The 22,294-nt window shown below is 40.2% G+C and carries 18 protein-coding genes; 14 read left to right on the top strand and 4 right to left on the bottom strand.

Features of this window, described 5'->3' with window-relative positions; translation table 11 throughout:
* Nucleotides 1-31: 31 nt before the first annotated feature.
* The 6 genes from MTP09_RS12310 (at nt 32) to MTP09_RS12285 (ending at nt 7,897) form a co-directional block, all read left to right on the top strand.
* On the top strand, nt 32-1,318 hold the full coding sequence (locus MTP09_RS12310) for a citrate synthase (protein WP_243548644.1): 1,287 nt from the start codon (nt 32-34) through the stop codon (nt 1,316-1,318).
* A 221-nt stretch (nt 1,319-1,539) separates the two neighbouring features.
* Nucleotides 1,540-2,574 (top strand): hypothetical protein, encoded by a 1,035-nt coding sequence (locus tag MTP09_RS12305; protein ID WP_243548643.1) that lies wholly within the window; start codon nt 1,540-1,542, stop codon nt 2,572-2,574.
* Between the two features lie 302 nt (nt 2,575-2,876).
* Complete coding sequence (gene paaZ / locus MTP09_RS12300; protein ID WP_243548642.1) at nt 2,877-5,366, top strand: phenylacetic acid degradation bifunctional protein PaaZ; 2,490 nt, start codon at nt 2,877-2,879, stop codon at nt 5,364-5,366.
* 157 nt (nt 5,367-5,523) lie between these two features.
* Nucleotides 5,524-5,988, top strand: coding sequence for a transposase (locus MTP09_RS12295; protein WP_243548641.1), 465 nt, complete (start codon nt 5,524-5,526; stop codon nt 5,986-5,988).
* Between the two features lie 353 nt (nt 5,989-6,341).
* The gene (locus MTP09_RS12290; protein WP_243548640.1) at nt 6,342-7,031 is read left to right on the top strand and encodes an SMUG2 DNA glycosylase family protein; all 690 of its coding nucleotides are present in this window, start codon (nt 6,342-6,344) and stop codon (nt 7,029-7,031) included.
* Nucleotides 7,032-7,132: 101 nt separating this feature from the next.
* Nucleotides 7,133-7,897: an enoyl-CoA hydratase/isomerase family protein gene (locus tag MTP09_RS12285; protein ID WP_243548639.1), complete on the top strand. Its 765-nt coding sequence runs from the start codon at nt 7,133-7,135 to the stop codon at nt 7,895-7,897.
* Between the two features lie 188 nt (nt 7,898-8,085).
* On the opposite strand, the gene aspS is transcribed toward MTP09_RS12285, so the two are convergent.
* The gene (gene aspS, locus MTP09_RS12280; RefSeq protein ID WP_243548638.1) at nt 8,086-9,846 is read right to left on the bottom strand and encodes an aspartate--tRNA ligase; all 1,761 of its coding nucleotides are present in this window, start codon (nt 9,844-9,846) and stop codon (nt 8,086-8,088) included.
* Between the two features lie 198 nt (nt 9,847-10,044).
* Between aspS and MTP09_RS12275 the strand changes: the two genes are divergently transcribed.
* Nucleotides 10,045-10,284, top strand: coding sequence for a 30S ribosomal protein THX (locus tag MTP09_RS12275; protein ID WP_243548637.1), 240 nt, complete (start codon nt 10,045-10,047; stop codon nt 10,282-10,284).
* A 60-nt stretch (nt 10,285-10,344) separates the two neighbouring features.
* Here the strand turns inward: MTP09_RS12275 and MTP09_RS12270 are convergent, their stop codons facing one another.
* The 3 genes from MTP09_RS12270 to MTP09_RS12260 all read right to left on the bottom strand — a co-directional run bounded on the left by MTP09_RS12270 (nt 10,345) and on the right by MTP09_RS12260 (nt 12,864).
* Nucleotides 10,345-11,010, bottom strand: coding sequence for a DUF937 domain-containing protein (locus MTP09_RS12270; protein WP_243548636.1), 666 nt, complete (start codon nt 11,008-11,010; stop codon nt 10,345-10,347).
* A gap of 91 nt (nt 11,011-11,101) precedes the next feature.
* On the bottom strand, nt 11,102-12,352 hold the full coding sequence (locus MTP09_RS12265) for a protein O-mannosyl-transferase family (RefSeq protein WP_243548635.1): 1,251 nt from the start codon (nt 12,350-12,352) through the stop codon (nt 11,102-11,104).
* Between the two features lie 2 nt (nt 12,353-12,354).
* Nucleotides 12,355-12,864: a DUF2480 family protein gene (locus tag MTP09_RS12260; RefSeq protein WP_243548634.1), complete on the bottom strand. Its 510-nt coding sequence runs from the start codon at nt 12,862-12,864 to the stop codon at nt 12,355-12,357.
* Between the two features lie 169 nt (nt 12,865-13,033).
* Between MTP09_RS12260 and MTP09_RS12255 the strand changes: the two genes are divergently transcribed.
* The 7 genes from MTP09_RS12255 (at nt 13,034) to MTP09_RS12225 (ending at nt 22,259) form a co-directional block, all read left to right on the top strand.
* Nucleotides 13,034-13,996 carry a dipeptidase gene (locus MTP09_RS12255; protein WP_243548633.1) on the top strand — a complete coding sequence of 321 codons (963 nt, stop codon included), beginning with the start codon at nt 13,034-13,036 and terminating at the stop codon, nt 13,994-13,996.
* Between the two features lie 18 nt (nt 13,997-14,014).
* On the top strand, nt 14,015-15,121 hold the full coding sequence (gene lpxB / locus MTP09_RS12250) for a lipid-A-disaccharide synthase (protein ID WP_243548632.1): 1,107 nt from the start codon (nt 14,015-14,017) through the stop codon (nt 15,119-15,121).
* A gap of 53 nt (nt 15,122-15,174) precedes the next feature.
* A complete protein-coding gene (locus MTP09_RS12245; RefSeq protein WP_243548631.1) occupies nt 15,175-16,953 on the top strand; it encodes a ComEC/Rec2 family competence protein in 1,779 nt (592 codons plus the stop codon).
* Nucleotides 16,954-17,071: 118 nt separating this feature from the next.
* Nucleotides 17,072-17,743 (top strand): succinate dehydrogenase cytochrome b subunit, encoded by a 672-nt coding sequence (locus MTP09_RS12240; protein WP_243548630.1) that lies wholly within the window; start codon nt 17,072-17,074, stop codon nt 17,741-17,743.
* Between the two features lie 47 nt (nt 17,744-17,790).
* A complete protein-coding gene (locus tag MTP09_RS12235) occupies nt 17,791-19,803 on the top strand; it encodes a fumarate reductase/succinate dehydrogenase flavoprotein subunit (RefSeq protein WP_243548629.1) in 2,013 nt (670 codons plus the stop codon).
* 23 nt (nt 19,804-19,826) lie between these two features.
* Complete coding sequence (locus MTP09_RS12230) at nt 19,827-20,594, top strand: succinate dehydrogenase/fumarate reductase iron-sulfur subunit (protein WP_243548628.1); 768 nt, start codon at nt 19,827-19,829, stop codon at nt 20,592-20,594.
* Nucleotides 20,595-20,735: 141 nt separating this feature from the next.
* Nucleotides 20,736-22,259, top strand: coding sequence for a TlpA family protein disulfide reductase (locus MTP09_RS12225; protein WP_243548627.1), 1,524 nt, complete (start codon nt 20,736-20,738; stop codon nt 22,257-22,259).
* Nucleotides 22,260-22,294 lie beyond the last annotated feature (35 nt).

Here is a 22,294-nt window from a genome sequence, read left to right as displayed (position 1 = left end):
TTCATAAATTAGTAGAAAAATAAATTATAAAATGTCAGACAATAAAGTTGTATTGAATTACGACGGGAATTCTTATGAATATCCGATCATCGACAGCACGCTCGGCGACCGTGGAATCGATATTTCCAAACTCAGAGACCAAACCGGTTTAATCACACTCGATCTTGGTTACAAGAACACCGGAGCAACCATCAGCGAAATTACTTACCTCGACGGTGATCAGGGTGAGCTGTATTACAGAGGTTACCCAATCGAGCAGATTGCAGAAAAATCCAACTTCACCGAGGTGATGTATTTGCTGCTTCACGGTGAATTGCCGAACAAAGACCAATTTGGTAAATTCGATGCAGGAATAAAAAAATACAATTACGTTGCTGACGAAATGAAGCGACTCATCGACGTTTTCCCGCGTTCTGCGCATCCGATGGGAGTTCTTTCTTCACTCACTTCTGCTTTGACGGCGTTCAACCCGAAAGCGGTGGATGTTTCTTCCAAAGAAGATTTGGACCACGCTGCAGAAATGCTGATCGCAAAGTTCTCACACCTTTGCGCGTGGACATACAGAAAGAAAATGGGATTCCCAATTAACCACGGAGACAACTCCCTGAATTATGTGGAGAATTTCTATAAAATGTGCTTCCGTCGTCCAAACGAAGAATTTGTGATGAATCCTGTTGTAGTAGATGCTTTGGACAAATTATTGATGCTTCACGCAGACCACGAGCAAAACTGTTCCACTTCCACAGTAAGAATGGTTGGTTCTGCACACACAGGTTTGTTCGCTTCAGTTTCTGCAGGGATTTCTGCACTTTGGGGACCGCTTCACGGCGGAGCAAACCAGGCAGTAATCGAAATGCTCGAAATGATTGAGCAAGATGGCGGAGACGTTGCAAAATATGTAGAGAAAGCAAAAAATAAGGACGATAATTTCCGTTTGATGGGATTCGGACACCGCGTTTACAAGAACTTCGACCCACGTGCGAAAATCATCAAAAAAGCTGCAGACGATATTCTCGACGCACTCGGAATCGAGGATAAAGCACTCGATATCGCAATGCAGTTGGAGAGAGTGGCGCTGGAAGACGAATACTTCGTAAGCAGAAAACTCTATCCAAACGTGGATTTCTACTCAGGAATCATTTACCGCGCCTTAGGAATCCCAACAGAAATGTTCACCGTAATGTTCGCTTTGGGAAGATTACCGGGATGGATTTCACAATGGAAAGAAATGCGCCTGAAAAACGACCCAATCGGAAGACCAAGACAGGTTTACCAAGGCGCACAAAAACGCGACTATGTCGATATGAACGCGAGATAAATTTCCAATATTTCAAAAATTTTTCATACAACCCTTTCTATGTCATGCAAAGAAAGGGTTTTTTGTTTATTGAAAAATCAAAATCCGTAACTTGCTCAACGTTATGATTAAACTCCTTGTTTCACATGATTAATTCAGTTAAAATTTATTATTTTTTGCTCCTAATTGTCAGTGTTTTGCTTTTTTATCATAATTTTTAGCAGAGAAGTTATGGTTGGGATATGCCTGGATATCTGGGAAGTAGTTTCATTGTAGACTCACCAGTCGATAATGTCCAACTTAAGAATGATGTATATTCTGCTATAAGGAGCGAAGCTCCCGCGGCTTCATATGATAACATGACTGGAGTTAATGTTCTTCAAAATGGAGAAGACGAACATATTCGGGATTGGAAAAGTTTCATCTCACAAAACCCACAAGCATTTATCCAACAGATACCATACTACTCGTTCAAAGTTTTGTTTGTGGCGCTGATTTTTGTCTTTAGTAACTTAGGTATTATTGCGCCACTTTCAGTATTCTTGCCTAATCTAATTTCGTTTTTTATTTTCGGATTTCTTCTCTTTTCAATTTTTAACAAGATAATTCCGGAAAAAACAATTTTGTCATTTTTGTTTACTGTGGGTCTGCTTCTTATTCCGCAATTTCGATTTTTGGCGACAATCCCATCTCCTGATATGTTGACGATCTTACTGATGCTTTGGTTTTTTTATGTAATATTAGATAAACAAAATTTCTTGATTCAGTGTATGGTATTACTTTTACTGGTTTTTACAAGACCGGATATGGTAATTTTCACCTTAAGCTATTTTGGAACTGTTTTTCTGTACGATTTCATCACTAAGAAAAAAATACATTGGCTAAGCTTTGTTTCTGGCGTCACAATTCTATTGATGTACATCCTCATCTTAAAAATTAACAAATATCCTGGATGGAACGATGTGTTTTACGATACATTTATTTATCGTCGTAGATATCTTTCAGATCCCGCAGAATTTTCTTTCAGTCAATATAGGGCAATACTGATAGATGGTTTGTCAAGTTTCAAGAAAATATCAGTTGCAGCATTTTTATGCATTGCAAGTATTTTCTATTTTACTAAAGATTTATGGACGAAACTATTAGCAATGTTTCTTTTCGCCAATCTTTATTTGAAGTTTTTTTCTTTCCTGCTCCAGGTGAATATCGTTTTTTTTCGGGATTTCTACTTCTTCTTTTCCTCCTACTGGTTGACGTTCTCGCTAAGAAAATCATAATTCTAAAGACACAGGACGCTCAATAATTATTAGAAAGAATAAAACTTGTTGTTATTTTGAAATAAAGTACAAACTCAAATTTTCCGTATCTTAACCCTCGGAAAAAACATAATCAATTTGACGAAAAAAGAGATGCGGATCAATAGGAACGGGCTTTAGCCCGTTTAAAAAAAGTAACGAAACGAATTGGCTTTATCCACAACTTATTTTTAGGACAAAGACCCAACTTACTTTTTACGAAATGCATTAATCATCAGATAATTGCTACATTGGTAAATTGCTAAATTGTTACATTAAAAAAAATGAAACTAAAAAACTATATCGCCGGACAATGGCAGGAAGGAACAGGAGAAGGAATTAAACTTTTCAATGCCGTTAACGGTGAACTCGTCGCTATTTCCGATACCGACGGAATTAATTTTGAAGAAGCACTGCATTACGGAAGAACGGTTGGTTACAGAAACTTGTCTTCTATGACTTTCTACGACCGTGGCGAAATGCTGAAAAATATCGCATTATATCTTCTCGAGAGAAAGAAAAAATACTACGAACTTTCCTATAAAACCGGTGCAACGCATGTTGATTCTTGGGTGGATATTGAAGGCGGTTTCGGGACATTTTTTACCTATTCCGGTTTGGCGAAAAGAATGTTGCCCAATACACCGTTTTGGGTGGATGGCGATGTTCAGAAAATTTCGGCCAACGGAACACATCTCGGAACGCACATTTTAACGCCGAGTGAAGGTGTTTCCGTTCAGATTAATGCCTACAATTTTCCGGTTTGGGGAATGATGGAAAAACTTTCGACCTCATTGTTGGCGGGAGTTCCAAGTATTGTAAAACCTGCAACACCCGGTTCTTACCTTACCAATGCCGTTTTCCAGGATATGATTGAAAGTGGATTGCTTCCGGAAGGCGCACTTCAGTTGGTTTGCGGTGAGCCGGGGAATATTCTGGATTATGTTCAGGATGGTGATTCCGTTTTGTTTACCGGTTCTGCGAATACAGGGAGAAAACTGAAATCCCTGCCTTCGATTTCTCAGAATGCCGTTCGTTTCAACAAGGAAGCCGATTCTTTGAACGCCTCGATTTTGGGACTTGATGCTAAACCCGGAACGCCGGAATTTGATTTGTTCATCAAGGAAGTTCGCAACGAAATGACCACGAAAGCCGGACAAAAGTGCACCGCAATCCGCAGAATTATCGTTCCTGAAAATTTGATTGGCGAGGTTCAGAACGCGCTTTCAAAAGTATTGGATCAAACCAAAATCGGGAATCCTTTGAACCGTGAAACGAGAATGGGAAGTATCGTCGGGAAGAAAGAACTCGAAGTTTTACAGGGAAAAATCAATCAGTTGAAAGCCGAAACCGAACTTATATACGACGGACAGCACGAATTGGTAGATGCTGATTTTGAAAGTGGAGCATTCATTTCGCCAAAAGTCTTTTTGAACGATAAACCGTTTGAAAAAAATATTTCTCACGAAGTGGAAGCGTTCGGGCCGGTTTCTACCTTGATGCCGTATAAATATGCAGAAGAAGCTGCTGCATTGGCAAAAAGAGGAAAAGGTAGTTTGGTGGGTTCTATTATTTCCCACGACGAAAAATTTGTAGCCGAAACTTCCTGGAAAATGGCTTCCACACACGGAAGAATTTTCGTTTTGAACCGCGATAACGCAAAAGAATCTACCGGTCACGGTTCACCGTTGCCAACTTTAATGCACGGCGGTCCCGGAAGAGCGGGAGGTGGCGAAGAAATGGGCGGTTTGAACGGGCTTCATTTCTTTTTACAGAAAACGGCAATCCAAGGTTCGCCCGATGTTTTGACGGCGATTACCAAAATCTACACTCAAGGTGCAGAGAAAAAATACAGCGATAAACATCCGTTCCACAAATATTTTGAAGAAGTGGAAGTCGGCGATTCGCTCGAAACGGCTGGAAGAACCGTCACAGAAGCAGATATCGTGAATTTCTCCAATGTTTCCTGGGACCATTTCTATGCACACACCGATGCAACTTCCCTGAACGGAACCATTTTCGACAAGCCTGTTGCTCACGGATATTTTATTCTTTCAGCGGCGGCGGGATTATTTGTTTCTGGAAAAAAAGGCCCGGTTATCGCAAATTACGGTCTCGAAAATGCAAGTTTCTTCAAACCCGTTTATGCCGGCGACACGATTACGGTTTATTTGACGGCGAAAGAAAAAATCAACCGTGGCGTGAAGGGCAGAAATATTCCTTCGGGCGTGGTAAAATGGTTGGTCGAGGTTGTGAATCAGCGTGAAGAAGTGGTTTGCGTGGCAACGATTTTAACTTTGGTAGCGAAAAAATCGCCATTTATCGAACTCAACAAAACGAAAATTCAGAAAATGCTGAACGGTTTAACCGCTAATACAAAACCTGAATTTGGAATTATGACGCCGCAAAATATGCTGGAACATCTTGAAGATTTTATGCATTTTGCTATTGGGAAAACTGAAGCTCCATTTCGTGAGCAATCCGAAGAACAACTTGAAAAACTTCACGATTGGCTGTATAAAAATAAACCTATTTCGAGAGGTTTGAAATATGAAGAATTACCGGAAAATGAAAATGCACCGCTGAGATATAAAAATCTGGATGAAGCCAAACAAAAATTTATGGAAACGCTTACGGAATTTTTGATTTATTACAGAGAAAATCCGAAAGCAGAACACGCACATCCGTTATTCCATACCATAAATAAAGAAATGTGGGAGTTGTTTCACAGGAAGCATTTTACATATCATTTCGAACAGTTTAATTTAATCTAACAATTTACTAATGTAGCAATTTATCAATTTACTGTATAAAGAGAAGGCGTTTGGAACATTCCGTAGGAATGTTATCTGTGTAGAAATATAATTAGCGCAGGATAAGGGCGTTCCGTAGGAACGCTATCTTTAATAATTTTTTAGAAAATTTAAATAGATGCCAAACACATACACACAAATTTATTTGCACATCATCTTCGCTACAAAAGGAAGGGATATTAAAATATCTTCCAACGTTCGTGACGAAATCGAAAAATATATATGTGGAATTTTCAACAATAAAAAACAGAAAGTTTTAGCAATCTATGCAAATCCAGACCATTTGCATATCTTTTTCAGTTATAAAAATTTGCAGATTACCATTCCGGAATTAGTGAAAACTACAAAAATAGAATCTTCAAACTTCATTAATGATAACAGACTTTGTTTAGGAAAATTTAACTGGCAGGAAGGTTATGGAGCATTTTCATATTCTAAAAGTCAAAAAGATAAAGTGGTGAATTATGTTTTAAATCAGGAAGAACATCACAAGAAGAAAAGTTTTAAAGAAGAATATTCAGCATTGTTGAAGGCGTTTGAAATTGAATTTAAGGATGAATATTTATTTGAATTTTATGATTGACTTTTAACTATTTTTGAAAAAGATAGCACTCCTACGGAGTGCCCTAAATCGCAATCCAATGTTATTCCTACACAGATAAGATTCCTACGGAATCCACCAACGCACTAAAATTAAAAGAAAATGATACTAATTAGTGGTAAATTTAGAATAAAAATATAGAAGAAAAGGTCATTCCGTAGGAATGTAATCTGTTTAGAAATATTTGAAGATCGATTGAAGGCATTCCCGTAGGAATGCAATCTGCGTAGGAAAAAATTAACGATAAACGGAGCATTCCATAGGAAAGCAATCTGTGTAAAAATAAAGTTTAAAGTTTGTAAATGCGTTCCTTAGGAACGCTATCTAAATAATAGATGAATAAAACCTTCGCCCAAAAAGTCATCTCCTTCAACAAAAACCTGAAATACAGCGGGAAACTCCCCCAGGATTTTCAGGTGATGAATCCGTTTTTGGATAATCCTGAAACAATGGTTGTAATGAAGCAGTTTTACGACAAATTCTACAGCGACAACCGAACGCGAAAGTTTTTGATCGGTATCAATCCGAGTCGTCATGGAGCAGGAGTTACAGGCGTTCCGTTCACCGATACCAAAAATTTGGAAAAATATTGTGGAATTAAAATGAAATCTGCGCGAACTCACGAAGTTTCGTCGGTTTTTCTATATGATATGATAGAAGCATTTGGCGGAGCAGAAAAATTTTATTCTGAATTTTACATCAATTCGCCGTTTCCGTTGGCAATCACAAGAAAAGGAAAAAGCGGAGTTTACCTAAATGCGAATTATTACGACGACAAGGAATTGTTCAACTGTGTCGAAGATTTTATGATAGAATCGCTCAAAAAACATATCAGTTTAGGATTGGATACTTCCGAAGTTTTTGTTTTGGGTGTAAAAAACGCTACTTTTCTCAAAAAAATCAACGAGCGGGAAAAGCTGTTTGAAAAAATGACTGTGTTGGAACATCCGCGATATATTCAACAATATAAATCGAAGGAGAAGGATTTGTATATAGATAAATATCTCATAGCATTTAACAATTAAGAAATTAGGAGATTAAGAGATTAGGAAATTAGAAAAGATTTAAAATAAAATGCCCTAAAAACTCCCTCTCCTTTGGAGAGGGTTGGGGTGAGGATAAATTTATGGAACCATTCGTAAAATCAGAAATCAAAAATCAAATTGCCGAAATTACTTTCGGAACCCCGAAAAGCAATTCATTGCCGGGAAATATTTTAGAACAGCTTGCACAAACTATACTGGATGAAGGTTCAAAAGATGAGGTAAAAGCTATTTTGCTGAAATCTGTTGGTGACAAAGCATTTTGCGCCGGAGCAAGTTTCGACGAACTTTTAGAAATTCAGGATTTGGAAACTTCCAAAAGATTCTTTGGGGGTTTTGCAAAAGTGTTGAATGCCATGAGAAGTTGCGGCAAACTTGTGATTGTCCGTGTTCAGGGAAAAACGACTGGTGGTGGCGTCGGAATTGCCTGTGCTGCGGATTACTGTTTTGCGGTTGAAGATGCGTCGATGGCTTTAACCGAACTGAATCTGGGAATCGGACCATTCGTCATCGGACCTTATGTCGAAAGGAAAATCGGAAAGTCCGCGCATGAAGCCATGTCGATCGACGCCGATTTCAGAACTGCGGATTGGTTCGTAAAGCATGATGTGTTTCATTCGGTTTCGCATACGATCGAGGAAATGGACGAAAAAATCTTTGATTTTCTTCAAAAATTGGCTTCAAGAAGTTCGGATGCGTTGGCTTTAATCAAAAAAGTTTCGTGGGAAGGAACGGAGCATTTCGAACAGCTGATGCCCGAAAGAATCCACATGAGTGCTTCTTTAATCCTTGAAGATTCAGCAAAGAAAAATATTGAAGCGATTAAGGAGAGATTAAGAGCGAAATAATTTACTTCGGAATGAATTTTTCGAGTGAATTTCTTCGAGTGAATTTCTTCGAGTGAATTTCTTCGAGTGAATTTCTTCGAGTGAATTTCTTCGAGTGAATTTCTTCGAGTGAATTTCTTCGAGTGAATTTTATGCTACAACTTAAAAACCATTGTAACCATTGCAACAACTGCATCAATTGCAACAGTTTACTCCCTCGTTTCCACTTTCAAAGAAAGTTCATCCAACTGCTCTTTCGCGATCGCACTCGGCGCATCGATCATCACGTCTCTTCCGGAATTGTTTTTTGGGAAAGCAATGTAATCTCTGATCACCTCGTTGCCGTCGAGAATCGCAACCAAACGGTCAAAACCGAAAGCCAAACCTGCGTGCGGCGGAGCTCCGTATTTGAAAGCGTTCATCAGAAATCCAAACTGTGATTCCGCTTCTTCTTTGGTTAAACCGAGCAAGTCGAACATTTTGCTCTGTAAAGTTTTGTCGAAAATTCTTACAGAACCGCCACCGATTTCGTTTCCGTTCAGCACCATATCGTAAGCGTTGGCTCTCGCTTTTCCAGGTTCGGTTTCCAGGAGGTGAATATCTTCAGGTTTTGGAGAAGTGAAAGGATGGTGCATTGCGTGGTAACGACCGGTTTCTTCGTCCCATTCCAAAAGCGGGAAATCAACGACCCAAAGCGGAGCAAACTCGTCACCTTTTCTCAATCCGAGCTGGTTGCCGAGTTCCATTCTCAATGCCGAAAGCTGGGTTCTCACTTTGTAGGTGTCGCCGCTCATTACAAACATCAGGTCGCCTGGTTTTGCACCGAATTTTTCTGCAATTTTCTTTAAAGCATCTTCATTGAAAAATTTATTCACAGAGGAAGTGAGGGTTCCATCCTGTTGGTATTTTATCCACACCATTCCGGTTGCGCCAATTTGTGGTCTTTTTACAAAATCAATATAGCCATCGATTTGTTTCCTGGTCCAGTCTGCACAATTTTCAACATTAATTCCGACGACGAGTTCTGCGTCATCAAAAACCGGAAATCCGCTTTCCATTTTTTTCCCTTCGGGAGACAGGGGGATAAATTCCATTCCGAAACGGATGTCGGGTTTGTCGTTTCCGTATTTTCTCATCGCCTCGTCGAACGTCATTCTCGGGAATCTTCCAACTTCTTTCCCTGAAATTTCTTTGATGAGTGATGCGGTCATTCCCTCAAATATTTCGAGTACATCTTCCTGTTCTACAAACGCCATTTCGCAGTCGATTTGGGTGAATTCCGGTTGTCGGTCTGCACGCAGATCTTCATCACGGAAACACTTTACAATCTGGAAATAGCGGTCCATTCCACCGACCATTAATAACTGTTTGAAAGTTTGCGGTGATTGCGGCAGTGCGTAAAACTGTCCCGGATTCATTCTGCTCGGAACCACGAAATCTCTCGCTCCTTCCGGAGTAGATTTGATGAGAACCGGCGTCTCAACTTCGATAAAACCTTTATCTGAAAGATAATTTCTCACTTTCTGCGCCATTTTGTGGCGGAAGATCAGCTTGTCTTTTACCGGATTTCTTCGGATGTCGAGATAGCGGTATTTCATTCGCAGCTCTTCACCACCGTCGGTTTCATCTTCAATGGTAAAAGGCGGAAGTTCGGAAGCGTTCAGAAGATTCAGTTTCTCCACCAAAATTTCGATTTCACCGGTTGGGATTTTTGGATTTTTTGATGCTCTTTCAATGACTTTTCCTGTCACCTGAATTACAAATTCACGTCCGAGTTTTTTTACGCTTTCCATCAATTCTTGTGACGAGCGGTCTTCATCAAACACCAGCTGCGTAATCCCGTAACGGTCGCGCAAATCGATCCATACCATAAAACCTTTGTCGCGGATGGTCTGAACCCAACCTGAAAGGGTAACTTCTTCATTAAGATTTTTTAGCGATAATTCTCCGTTGGTGTGCGTGCGAAACATAATTTTTTGTTTGATGTCGTTTGAAAATGTTTGAAATCGTTTGAGAACTGGATTGTTCTTCATTTCAAAAATCCGAGTGCAAAGATAAGATTTTCGGGCGGTAGCAAAAAGTTCGTTTTTACTTATTTGATGAAAGCGCTTTGTTTTGCAAAATATTTTTAACTTTGTGTAAATCAATAACAAAATAAACGATTTATTATGGGAAAAGGAGATCAGAAAACCGCTCGCGGAAAGCGCAAAGCGGGAAGCTACGGTAAAACACGGCCAAGAAAATCAGCAAAACCTGTCGCCGCTGCAGCCGAAAAACCTGTAAAGCCAAAAGCCGAAAAAGCTGAACCAAAACCAAAAGCAGCCAAACCGAAAGCTGAGAAGCCAGAGGAAACAGCACCTGCCGAGGAAAAACCAAAAACAACGAGAAAGAAAAAAACCGAAGAATAATCTTCGGTTTTTTATATAATCCTTCAAGGTTTCAAAAACCTTGAAGGATTAGTTCTGGATTTATCTTCCTCCCAAAATATTTCCAAGGATTCCGCCTAAAAGTCCGCCTCCTTGTTGTTGCTGCTGTTGTTGGCCGCCTCCAAGAACCTGTCCGAGAATATCGTTCAAAGGATTTCCTGATGACTGTTGTTGACCACTGCCAAGAACCTGTCCTAAAATGTCGTTCAAAGGATTCGACGGTTCAGCTTGTGCCTGATTCTGAGCGCCGCCCAAAATTCCGCCTAACAAATCTCCCAAACCTCCTGAAGTTACTCCGTTTGCTTGTTTTTCTTTGCCGATATAGCCCATGATCAGTGGAGCAAGCATTCCTAAAATCGGACCTATTTTGTCCATCGAGATTCCAGTGTTTTGCGAAAGTTGGTTTTCCACGCTCGCTTTCTGGCCCCCAAAAATGTGGTCAAGAATCGATCCACCTTCAGCTTGTCTCGCTGCGGCTTGCGATGGATCATTCAGGATACTTCCGTCGTGATCTCTGTCGAGTGCGTTATTCAGTGCATCTGCTTCAGCAGGATTTTCCTGGGATTTTTTTCTGAGGTAGGAAATTACCAATGGAGCGGCAACCGCCAAAAGTGCGATCACCTGATTTCTGCTGATTCCGAATTTGTTTTCAGCGTCTGCAGCTACCTGATTTCCGGCATTACCTGTGATTAAATCAATTAAACTCATAGTTTGTTTATTTTTTTATAATGATTAAAAAATGAACATCAAATTTATCAAAAAATAAGCCGTAAATTTTTCTAAGACTTATAAATTATTATTAAAGTTTTTTTATTTGCTTGTCATTATATCCTTTTGCTTTTTTCAGGAGAATAAATTCCTTTGCACTGCGGGTCATCCAGTACATTGCTTCTGGTGCTTGTCGGTTTTCAATTGTAAATTCCAAAATGCCGACATTGTTTTTCATCCATGGCAGTAAATAATAACGAAGCCCGCCCTTGTATTCTTTCTTTTCTGAAAATTCCCGGGCTTTTTCGTTTTGCGACGCGATTTTAAAAGTAACATAATAAAGTGCGGGAATCAAAAATGCAGTGTAAGCCAGCATTCTTATCCATTTTTTTCTTTGTAATGCAAAAATGCCAAATGCAATGAATACGGCAAAAGTAAAATTGAAAGGGATAAAAAATACATAATTGTCCGAAACATTGAAAAATACAGAAAAACAATATACAGGAACTGCGATTGCAATCAAAAAAATAAAAATTTTGAAATTTGAGCGGTACAGAAAAACCATACCAAAAAATGCCAAAACTGTGAAGTACCAGAAGTTATAAAACAGATACGCAAATGAACTTACAAAGCTTTTCAAAAACCCCGAATAATTGATCTGGCTGAGTGCTGTTCCGGAAGAAATGACACCGGAAACCGGCTCATTGTTAAGAATGGGAATCAGGAACAGTAAAAACAAAAAAAACGTAAAGACTGCAACGCACTTTACCGAGGTTTTAAAGTCTGAAAAACGGGTTAATACCAAAAGAAATGCAGGAATCAGCAAAATATTCTGAATGTGGCTGAACATGCTTATTCCCAAAATCACAGAGCCAATCAGCAGCCATTTTTCTCTGCGTTCCATTAAATATTTTATAATGAAAAAGATAAAAAGCGCGATGCAAAAAATATTCAGGGTATAAATTTCCACAATTTCAGCGTTTTTCCAAAAAGAAAAACTAAAACCAAAAATAACAGCGCCGAAAAACCCTGAAAAAGAGTTTCCTAAAAAAGAAACAATCCAGTAAAATACCGCCACGGTCCCAGCAGCAGAGGTTATTGTGACAAATTTTGCAATTTCTGCACTTTCTATAAAAGGAAAGAGTTTTTGGAAAAATACCCCAATGTTTGTAAAAAGAAAATGAGCGTAGGTGTTGGTAGAAAAAACAAATTCCTGCTTTTCAATATCGGTTACAAATCCAATACCGTCGCCGAAGGGCACTTTGGAGAAACTCCCCAAATAATAGATAAGAAGAAAAATAAAAAACAATGCAGCGCCAAAAAATTCCCCTTCTTTTTTCATCGTTAATTTTTAAAAATCGGGACATTCGAGCACGCTTCTCCAAACATCAGCGATTTTACCAAGGGTTTCAGCTGTTCAACCAGTTCAATGTAAGCGTTTTCGGGAATGGATTCATCGGAGCAACCTTTTACCAAGACGCGTTTGTCGGTAAGTTCGGTGAAATCGTAGGTTTGAAGCGCGTTGTGCATCAGGAGAACTTCCAGATCCTCGCGGTTTCCATAAACGATTTTTTTTGCTGAGCCCGTGATTTTTGCCGTTAAGAGAAAATACGCCCAAAGCGGAACGATCGCATCAGCGGAATTATAGATGTAAACGTAACTCCCCGAATAATGTTCAGCATTGATCGCGGCAACTTTCTCACGGAAATCCTTCTCCTTTAAAATCAAACCCTGAAACAGAAAATCTTTGAGGTCAATACCTTTTCTTTCGCCTTTTGGAACGAGCTGTGAAAGGTCAAAATTCACCAAACCGCTCTCTGCTACCTTATTTTTAATTTCAAAATCTTCCGCCATTTTATTTTATCTTTGAAGCAAAATTACGCCAATTCTTTTAGAGCTGGTCAAATTCTGGTTAATCTTGAGGGAAATTTTCCTCATTTTAGGGTCGGGGTAAAGAAAATTTCCGATATTATTATATTTGAACTATATTTTTACGAACACCTAATTCGAACCGCGGTTTACTATGAATGCAAATATCGATCTGCACTGTGATTTAATGGCATATCTCGCATTGCCCAACACTTCTGTACAAGATGAGGTTCGGTGCTCACTGAAAAATATTCTTGAGGGAAACGTGAAAATGCAGGTGATGGCAATGTATTCTTCCACTGAAAAAGGCAGTGTGGAATACGTAAAAAAACAGCTTCGATGCTACAAAAATCTCCTTCAAACAGAGGGAATCCGTGAGTTTTTTCCTGAAAATTTTGATATTAAAAATGATGGACTTTCAATCATTGCGACGGTGGAAAACGCTTCCGGGTTTTGTGAGGAAGAGATGCCGATTGAAACGATGTTTGAAAATTTCGACACGCTGAATTCCGAAGTAAAGCTGATGTATATTGGTTTGACGCACCACACAGAAAACCGTTTCGGTGGCGGAAATTTCACAGATATCGGATTGAAGGAAGACGGGAAACTGCTCCTCGACTATATAGATGGAAAAAAAATCGCCGTCGATTTAGCGCATACAAGCGACCAACTTGCTTTCGATATTTTAAATTACATCGACCAAAGAAATTACCGGATTCCTGTGATAGCGAGCCATTCGAATATGAGAGCCGTTTTTAGACACAACAGAAATCTTCCCGATGAATTGGTTTCTGAAATTGTAAATCGGTGCGGTTTGATCGGGATTAACTTTGTGAAATATTTCATCAATCCTGAAGATGCCGAGCAAATCTACGCTCACATTGATTATGCCCTAAAAATGGGAGCTGAAAACAGCATCTGTTTCGGTGCCGATTTTTTTGATGACAGAACACATCCCGATCAGACAAGATATCCATATTTCTTCGATGAATACGGAACTCCGCAATCGTATGAAAAAATAAATAGGAAAGTTGCGCAGATTTTTTCACCAGAATTTCAGAAAAAAATGAGCTACGGAAATGTGCTTTCTTATTTTGAACGGCTTGCGAATTATTAAACCATAAACAGAAAGAATTTGAAATACTACATCATCGCAGGTGAAGCTTCAGGCGACCTTCATGCCTCAAATTTAATGAAATCGATTCTCAAGAAAGATTCCAGTGCGGAGTTCCGTTTTTGGGGTGGAGATCTGATGACGAGAGTTACTGGTATTCAACCCGTGAAACACTATAGGGAGCTTGCTTTCATGGGTTTTTTGGAAGTGGCGAAAAACCTGAAAACCATTCTTGGAAATATCAGACTTTGCAAAGAAGATATCAGAAATTTTCAACCCGATGTTTTGATTCTCGTGGATTATCCTGGCTTTAATCTACGCATTGCGGAGTTCGCAAAAAAACTGGGAATTAAAGTGGTTTACTATATTTCCCCGCAACTTTGGGCGTGGAAAGAAGGACGCGTGGAAATCATTAAAAAGTTTGTGGACGAAATGCTCGTGATTCTTCCATTTGAGAAAGATTTCTATAGCAAACACGGTGTTGATGCACATTTTGTGGGACATCCGCTACTCGATGCGATTTCGGATCTGCCTGAAATGAATGTAGAGAAATTCAAGCAAGAAAATGGATTAAACGAAAAAGAAATCATCGCACTTTTACCGGGTTCCCGTGAACAGGAAGTTTCGAAAATGCTCGAAATTATGCTTTCGGTTCGTCCGAAGTTTGAAGATTATCAGTTCGTGATCGCTGGTGCGCCGAGTTTGCCAAAAAGTTTCTACGAACAATATGTGGACGAGAATGTGCATTTCGTCTCCAACAAAACTTACGATTTACTGCGATGTTCAAAAGCGGCACTCGTTACTTCAGGAACCGCCACTTTGGAAACTGCATTGCTGAATGTTCCCGAAGTCGTTTGCTACCGCGGAAGCAGAATTTCTTATGAAATCGGGAAGCGGCTCATCAAAAATATCAAGTATATTTCTCTCGTCAATCTGATTATGGATCGCGAAATTGTGACCGAGCTCATTCAAAACGAACTCAACACGAAAAATTTAGTTGAAGAATTAGGAATGATTTTGGAGGGCGATAAACGATTACAAATCTTAGATAACTACAGCCAACTCCGCGAAAAGTTAGGCGGGAAAGGAGCGAGCGACAAAGCGGCTGCGATTATTGTTAAAGGGTGATTTCACGGTTGGTTTTTATCAAAGAGATTTGATAAATTTACCAAAAACATAACGTGAAAAAACAGCCGCATCTTATTCTTTGCGCCGCATTTGTCCTTGGGATTTTTCTGCAGGATTTTTTTCATTTGGCTGATTATTGGATTTATATTTTTCTGATTTTCAGCTTTTTATCGTTGTTTGTTTTTCTGGTCAGGAATTTTTACTTCCATAAATTTCGAAATATCTCGTTGATCCTGTTTTTCTTTTCGGTGGGAATTTTCGCCCATTCTTTAAAGATGAAAAAACCAGATCTGCCCCAACTTCAGGGAAAGGAATTCATCTATTTTAAAATCAACGGGAAACTGAACTCCAACGAGAAAAACCGCCGCTACGAAATCAGCGCGTGGAAGAATAAGGAGCCGTTTCATAGCGTGCTTTCGATGCCGAAAGAGGAGCAGGAACTCGACTTCAACCATTATTACAAAGCGCAAGCTTATTTGAACAGGATTCAGAAACCGTACAGCGATTTTCAGTTTGACTACGGGAAATATCTGTCGCGACGCGGTATTTATTTTCAAAGCTACCTTCCCAATTCTTATCAGAAAGGAAAAAGAAACGACCTCACTTTTGCCGAAAAAATCCGACAAAAGCGTTTGGAAACTTTAGCCAAAATCGACCGAACCAATCTCAGCAAGCGAACCCGCGAATTCACAAAGGGAATCATTCTCGCCGACCGTACCGAAATGGATAAGGAAACGGTTCAGGATTTCTCAAAGTCTGGACTGATGCATATTCTGGCGATTTCTGGATCTCATATGGCGATTATTTTCTGGCTGATTCTGTTGGTATTGAACCCGATTTTTCCGCCGAAATTCAGGAATTTCAAAATCGTGATTTCGTTGGTGCTGATTTGGGCTTTTGCGATTTTTATCGATTATGGTAGTTCGGTCGTTCGCAGCTGCATTATGATTTCGTGCTATTATATATATGTGTTGCTGCAAAGAAAGACCGATTTGCTGCACGCGATGGCAATTGCTGCTTTCGCAATTCTCATCTATGACACGAACCAACTATACGATGTGGGATTTCAGCTGAGTTTTGCGGCGGTGTTTGGGATTTTCTGGCTGAACCAACCGATCCTGAAATATTTGCCAAAACCAAGAAACCGATTCCAGGATTTTATGGTCAATGTGGTTTCGATCAGTTTTGCGGCGCAGATTGCGACACTTCCGTTGGTGATTTTTTACTTTCATCAGTGGAGCTTTATTTCGATTCCTGCGAATCTCGTCATTATTCCGATTGCGGAAATCCTGATTATTTTTGCTTTATTAATGACGGTTTTGATCGCTTTTTCTGTAGGTTGCGACTGGCTGAATCTGATCTATGATTTTGTGGTTAATTGGACTTTGAAGACGATTCATTTCTTTGCCGACACCGATTTCGCCTTCCATAAAATGATTCCAATGACATTGCTGGAAGTTGGTGTGGGTTTCATCGTGGTGTATTTCTTAAGGTTTGCCATTTTGAATTTTAATATCAAAAATGTTTCACGGTTGGTTTATTTTCTTTTGCTTTTTATTGCGTTGAGAATAATGTTGAATTACCGCGCTGCACGATTGGATGAGGTTTTGGGTCATCAATATTTTAAGGAAAGGATAATTTCCATTAAGAATAAAGACCGAGTTCAGTTTCTTGTTCCTGAAGGTTTGGATTTGGAAAAACTTTCGACTTATGTGATGGAGCCGTACCTCACTTCGAGGCGGACCACTAATTTTGAAGTGAAGAAAATTCCCGCCAACGTAGAACACATTGATATCAATGGGAAACGCTATTATCTAAAGCAGAAAAACTAAGCATCTATCGTGGATATCTTATTTAGAAGCATTACAAACTAATCAATTCTGATTTTTCTCACTGGGATATACCTTAACATTTTTTTAACTTTGTGGGAATTCAATTTAAAAATAAATTATGGCAGGATTTACAGGTTCTACTATTGGTAGAAAGTATGCAATGGCATTGTCTGCAATGTTTTTGCTGATTTTTCTTGTGATGCACCTTTCGGTTAATATGCTTTCCGTTTTCAGCGAAAACGCGTTCAACGGTGCGTCCTATTTCATGGGATATAATCCCGCGGTTCAGTTTCTGATGCAGCCGATCCTTGTTTTTGCGGTGATGTTTCACTTCATCATGGGGTTTGTGCTCGAAATAAAGAACAACAAAGCAAGGCCGGTAAAATATGCGGTGAATGGTTCTGCGGCCAACTCAACCTGGATGTCGAGAAATATGATTATTTCGGGCGCGGTAATTCTTGCGTTTCTTGGTCTGCATATGTATGACTTCTGGCTGCACGAGATGAATTACAAGTATGTTCCCGGAAATGGCGATCCAAATGATATGACGAGATTCTGGGGCGAGCTTCACCATAAATTCAGTGAACTTTGGCGTGTTGTACTTTATGTGATTTCCTTTATTCTATTAGGATTACACTTGGCACACGGTTTCCAATCGTCGTTCCAGTCAATCGGGGCGAGACATCCGAAATATACGCCGATGATCAAGACTTTAGGAAAATGGTATTCGATCCTAATTCCTGCAGGTTTTATTTTTATTGCACTGTACCACTTTCTAACTCAATCATAATTTTAAGTTTTAATTCATTTAAAATCTAAAATTCAAAATTTCAAGAAATGAGCAAATTAGATTCAAGAATTCCAGCCGGACCTTTAGCCGACAAATGGAAAAATCATAAAGACCATATGAACCTCGTTGCACCCAACAACCGCGACAAAATTGACGTGATCGTTGTGGGTACAGGTTTAGCGGGAGGTTCTGCTGCTGCAACTTTAGCGGAGCAGGGTTATAATGTGAAAGCATTCTGCTACCAGGACTCACCAAGAAGAGCGCACTCTATTGCGGCGCAAGGTGGGATCAATGCGGCAAAAAATTATCAAGGAGACGGCGACTCGGTGTACCGATTATTCTACGACACCATCAAAGGTGGAGATTACCGCGCAAGAGAAGCCAACGTTTACCGTTTGGCGGAAGTTTCTGCAAATATTATCGACCAGTGTGTTTCACAGGGAGTTCCGTTTGGTAGAGATTACGGCGGACAATTAGATAACCGTTCGTTCGGTGGAGTTCAGGTAAAAAGAACGTTCTATGCAAAAGGACAAACCGGACAACAGTTACTTTTAGGAGCATATTCTGCAATGAGCCGACAAATCGGGAAAGGTAGAATCAAAATGTACAACCGTCACGAGATGCTCGACTTGGTTATCGTTGACGGAAAAGCAAGAGGAATTATCGCAAGAAACCTCGTAACCGGTGAGATCGAAAAACATTCGGCGCACGCTGTCGTAATCGCTTCCGGAGGTTATGGAAATGTTTACTTCCTTTCAACCAACGCGATGGGATCCAATGTTTCTGCGGCATGGAAAATCCATAAAAAAGGAGCGTACTTCGCAAATCCTTGCTATGTGCAGATTCACCCAACCTGTATTCCTGTACACGGAACGCAGCAGAGTAAATTGACTTTGATGTCGGAATCGCTCAGAAACTCAGGAAGAATCTGGGTTCCAAAGAAAATTGAAGACGCGGTTGCAATTAGGGAAGGCAAACTTCGCCCTGAAAATATCAAAGAAGAAGACCGCGACTATTACCTTGAAAGAAGATATCCTGCTTTCGGAAACCTCGTTCCGCGCGACGTTGCTTCCAGAGCGGCAAAAGAAAGATGTGACGCCGGTTTCGGAATCGAGAACAATGATACCAAAGAAGGAGTTTATCTTGATTTCTCTACAGAAATTATGAAGAAAGGTAAAGAAGCGGCACTCGAGAAAAATATCCACAACCCAACAGAAAAACAGATTTATGATTTAGGAAAAGCTTGGGTAGAAGAAAAATACGGAAACCTTTTCGTGATGTATGAAAAAATTACCGACGACAATCCGTATGTAACTCCGATGAAGATTTATCCGGCAGTTCACTACACGATGGGCGGAATCTGGGTTGATTACAATCTGCAGTCCACGATTCCTGGTTGTTTCGTAATCGGTGAAGCGAATTTCTCCGACCACGGAGCGAACAGATTGGGAGCTTCCGCATTGATGCAGGGATTAGCCGATGGTTATTTCGTGCTTCCTTACACGATTGCCGATTATCTTTCTGCAGACATCAGAACAGGAGCAATTCCAACCAATACTCCTGAATTTGACGAGGCAGCGAAGGGTATTCAAGACAAAATCGATTTCTTCCTTAATAATAATGGAAAACACTCGGTAGATTATTTCCACAAAAAACTGGGACACATTATGTGGAACAAGGTAGGAATGGGAAGAACTCCTGAAGGTTTGCAGGAGGCGATCAAAGAAATTGCCGAAGTACGTGAGGAATTCTGGAGAGATGTAAGAGTTCCCGGATCGAATGACGAAATGAATCCCGAACTGGAAAAAGCGTTCAGAGTTGCAGACTTCCTGGAACTGGGACAGCTGATGGCGAAAGACGCTTTGGAAAGAAGAGAATCCTGCGGTGGACATTTCCGTTGGGACCACTCAACTCCGGAAGGAGAGGCGAAAAGAGACGACGCCAACTTCAAGTACGTTGCAGCTTGGGAATACAAAGGTGACGACATTAATCAGGAGGTGATGCACAAAGAAGACCTGATCTATGAAAATATTGAAGTGAAAACAAGAAGTTATAAATAATCTCCAAAAAAAAAGTTAAGAAAATGAGTGCAAAAAAAGGACTTAATCTGACTCTGAAAATTTGGAGACAGAAAAACAATAAATCAAAAGGACAGTTCGAAACCTACAAAATTTCCGATGTTTCCACCGACTCATCGTTCCTGGAAATGCTTGATGTTTTGAACGAAAACCTTATTAACGAAGGAAAGGAACCGATCGCATTCGATCACGACTGCCGAGAAGGAATTTGCGGTATGTGCTCCCTCTACATCAACGGAAGACCACACGGACCGGACACAGGAATCACCACCTGTCAACTTCACATGAGAATGTTTAAAGACGGTGAAACCATTACCATCGAACCTTGGAGAAGTGCCGCTTTCCCAGTAATCAAAGACTTGGTTGTGGATCGCTCTGCATTCGACAGAATTATGGCAGCAGGTGGATTCATCTCCGTAAACACTTCGGGAAATACTACTGACGCCAACTCGATCCTCGTTCCAAAAGAAGATGCCGATAAAGCAATGGATGCCGCTGCATGTATCGGTTGTGGAGCTTGTGTAGCGACCTGTAAAAACGGTTCCGCGATGCTTTTCGTGGGAGCGAAAGTTTCCCAATACGCACTGCTTCCACAAGGACAGGTGGAGCGAAAGAGAAGAGTTCTGAATATGGTAAAAGCGATGGACGAAGAAGGTTTCGGAAACTGTTCCAACACCGGCGCCTGCGAAGTGGAATGTCCGAAAGGAATTACCCTCGAAGTTATCGCAAGACTTAACCGCGAGTTTACCACCTCTTCTGTTGACAGAGGATAAAAAATTGAAATATTAGAAATTAGAACATAAACCACTTCGACCGAGGTGGTTTTTGTCTTTGTTAAATATTCACAAATCTTACGATTAATTTTTAATAAACCGCCGAATAGCTTATTTTTGCTCAAATTTATTTATCAGAAAATGAAGAAGTTTTTTTTATTGATGCTTTTTGCAGTGGTTGCAATCGCGTGTTCAAAAAAAGTTGAAGTTATGGGTAATTTCGCCGGTGGATCACCATTAGAGAGAATCGAGTTTATCGAAGCTTCCGGAGTTGCGACTTTGCCATTAACCAATATCGGTGTGGATTCCAAAGGCAGCTTTTCGGGCAGCTTTGAAGCGCCTAAGAACGGGATGTACATCATTACTTACGGAGGAAGACAGGCAATGATTTATCTGAAAGGCGGTCAGAAACTCAATATTTCAGGGAAGGCAGAAAATTTCCCAATGCAGTACACAGTCTCTGGTGACGCGAAAAAGAACAATGATTTCTTGCACGAAGTTCAGAAAACAATCGAAACTTATGCAGAAAAAATCAATGTGGGCGAACTTGTTGCGAAAGACGAACCTGCATTTTTGAAAGAGGTGGAGAAAATCAAAAAAGATTTTGAAGGCGGGATCGAAACTGCGGCCAAGAAAACTTCACCGGACAGCGAAGTGATTACCTACAAAAAAGATGAACTTCACGCGAGTATTTTGGGATTGATGAACCAGTATGAAATGAATCATGCGCAAGCATCTGGAAATCCATCCTACAAAGTTTCCAAAAATTTCACCGATGTCGTTGCAAAACTCGAAACCGATAAAGACAGAATGCTGAAATCTCAACCGGTTTACCGAAATTATCTTCTAGGCAAATTGAGCCCGGAATTCCAGAAATTTGCAGAAACGAGTAAGAAAACCGGAACAGAATTGACTTCTGAACTCTTCGCCAATTTCCTCGACACCAAAAAAGATCTCCCACAGCTGACCAAGGATTATCTTTTGTCGTTCGTGCTTTCAAGCAGTGACCTTGCTCCCGGAATGCCGGCTGAAAGCTCAGCAAAAATCAATAAGTTGATTCAGGACAAAATAAAAGATTCAGGAATCAAAAAAGACATGGAGAAAATTCTCTTCGTGATTGCAGGACCAAAAGTTGGCGAAGCTGCACCAAGTCCGAAAGTGATCAAAGCAGACGGAAGTACCGATAAAATTTTTGATGGTAAAGGAAAACCAACATTGGTAATGTTCTATGCTTCGTGGAATCCTTATATTTCAGAAGCGACAGTTCCTGTTCTGAAGGAAGTGGTGAATTTCTACAAATCGAAAATGAATTTCACTTTCGTGAACCTTGACGATACGAAAGATCAGTTCATCAAAACGAGCAATGCGATGCTGAAAGGTATTCCTGCCGCAAATGTTTACGGTGAAGGTGGAATGAATTCCCAAGTTGCGAAAGATTTTGGAGTCTATGGTTTCAAAATGCCTTCGTTCATCGTTTTAGACAAAGACGGTAAAGTTGCAAGCAGATTCTTCTACAACTTGGGCGACCCTGAAATTGTGACCGTGCTCGATAAACTGACAGGTCTTAAAGCGCCAACGGTTCCTGAAGCGCATCTGCAGAACGACTTGCTGGCTCCGCAAAACCAGGTCCCCCAACCGGAGAAAGCACCTGCTCCGAGCAAATAAAAAAATCGTTCAATATTCAGGTCAAACGCACTAAA

Origin of the sequence: Chryseobacterium suipulveris (assembly GCF_022811685.1) — a bacterium.
Taxonomy (GTDB): Bacteria; Bacteroidota; Bacteroidia; order Flavobacteriales; family Weeksellaceae; genus Kaistella; species Kaistella suipulveris.
The sequence above is the reverse complement of the archived record's forward strand: the minus strand, read 5'-3'. Positions and strand labels throughout refer to the sequence as shown.

Coding starts and splice junctions, on each gene's coding strand:
- MTP09_RS12310 (WP_243548644.1), top strand. CDS start 32: ATGTCAGACAATAAAGTTGTATTGAATTACGACGGGAATTCTTATGAA.
- MTP09_RS12305 (WP_243548643.1), top strand. CDS start 1,540: ATGCCTGGATATCTGGGAAGTAGTTTCATTGTAGACTCACCAGTCGAT.
- paaZ (WP_243548642.1), top strand. CDS start 2,877: ATGAAACTAAAAAACTATATCGCCGGACAATGGCAGGAAGGAACAGGA.
- MTP09_RS12295 (WP_243548641.1), top strand. CDS start 5,524: ATGCCAAACACATACACACAAATTTATTTGCACATCATCTTCGCTACA.
- MTP09_RS12290 (WP_243548640.1), top strand. CDS start 6,342: ATGAATAAAACCTTCGCCCAAAAAGTCATCTCCTTCAACAAAAACCTG.
- MTP09_RS12285 (WP_243548639.1), top strand. CDS start 7,133: ATGGAACCATTCGTAAAATCAGAAATCAAAAATCAAATTGCCGAAATT.
- aspS (WP_243548638.1), bottom strand. CDS start 9,846: ATGTTTCGCACGCACACCAACGGAGAATTATCGCTAAAAAATCTTAAT.
- MTP09_RS12275 (WP_243548637.1), top strand. CDS start 10,045: ATGGGAAAAGGAGATCAGAAAACCGCTCGCGGAAAGCGCAAAGCGGGA.
- MTP09_RS12270 (WP_243548636.1), bottom strand. CDS start 11,010: ATGAGTTTAATTGATTTAATCACAGGTAATGCCGGAAATCAGGTAGCT.
- MTP09_RS12265 (WP_243548635.1), bottom strand. CDS start 12,352: ATGAAAAAAGAAGGGGAATTTTTTGGCGCTGCATTGTTTTTTATTTTT.
- MTP09_RS12260 (WP_243548634.1), bottom strand. CDS start 12,864: ATGGCGGAAGATTTTGAAATTAAAAATAAGGTAGCAGAGAGCGGTTTG.
- MTP09_RS12255 (WP_243548633.1), top strand. CDS start 13,034: ATGAATGCAAATATCGATCTGCACTGTGATTTAATGGCATATCTCGCA.
- MTP09_RS12240 (WP_243548630.1), top strand. CDS start 17,072: ATGGCAGGATTTACAGGTTCTACTATTGGTAGAAAGTATGCAATGGCA.
- MTP09_RS12235 (WP_243548629.1), top strand. CDS start 17,791: ATGAGCAAATTAGATTCAAGAATTCCAGCCGGACCTTTAGCCGACAAA.
- MTP09_RS12230 (WP_243548628.1), top strand. CDS start 19,827: ATGAGTGCAAAAAAAGGACTTAATCTGACTCTGAAAATTTGGAGACAG.
- MTP09_RS12225 (WP_243548627.1), top strand. CDS start 20,736: ATGAAGAAGTTTTTTTTATTGATGCTTTTTGCAGTGGTTGCAATCGCG.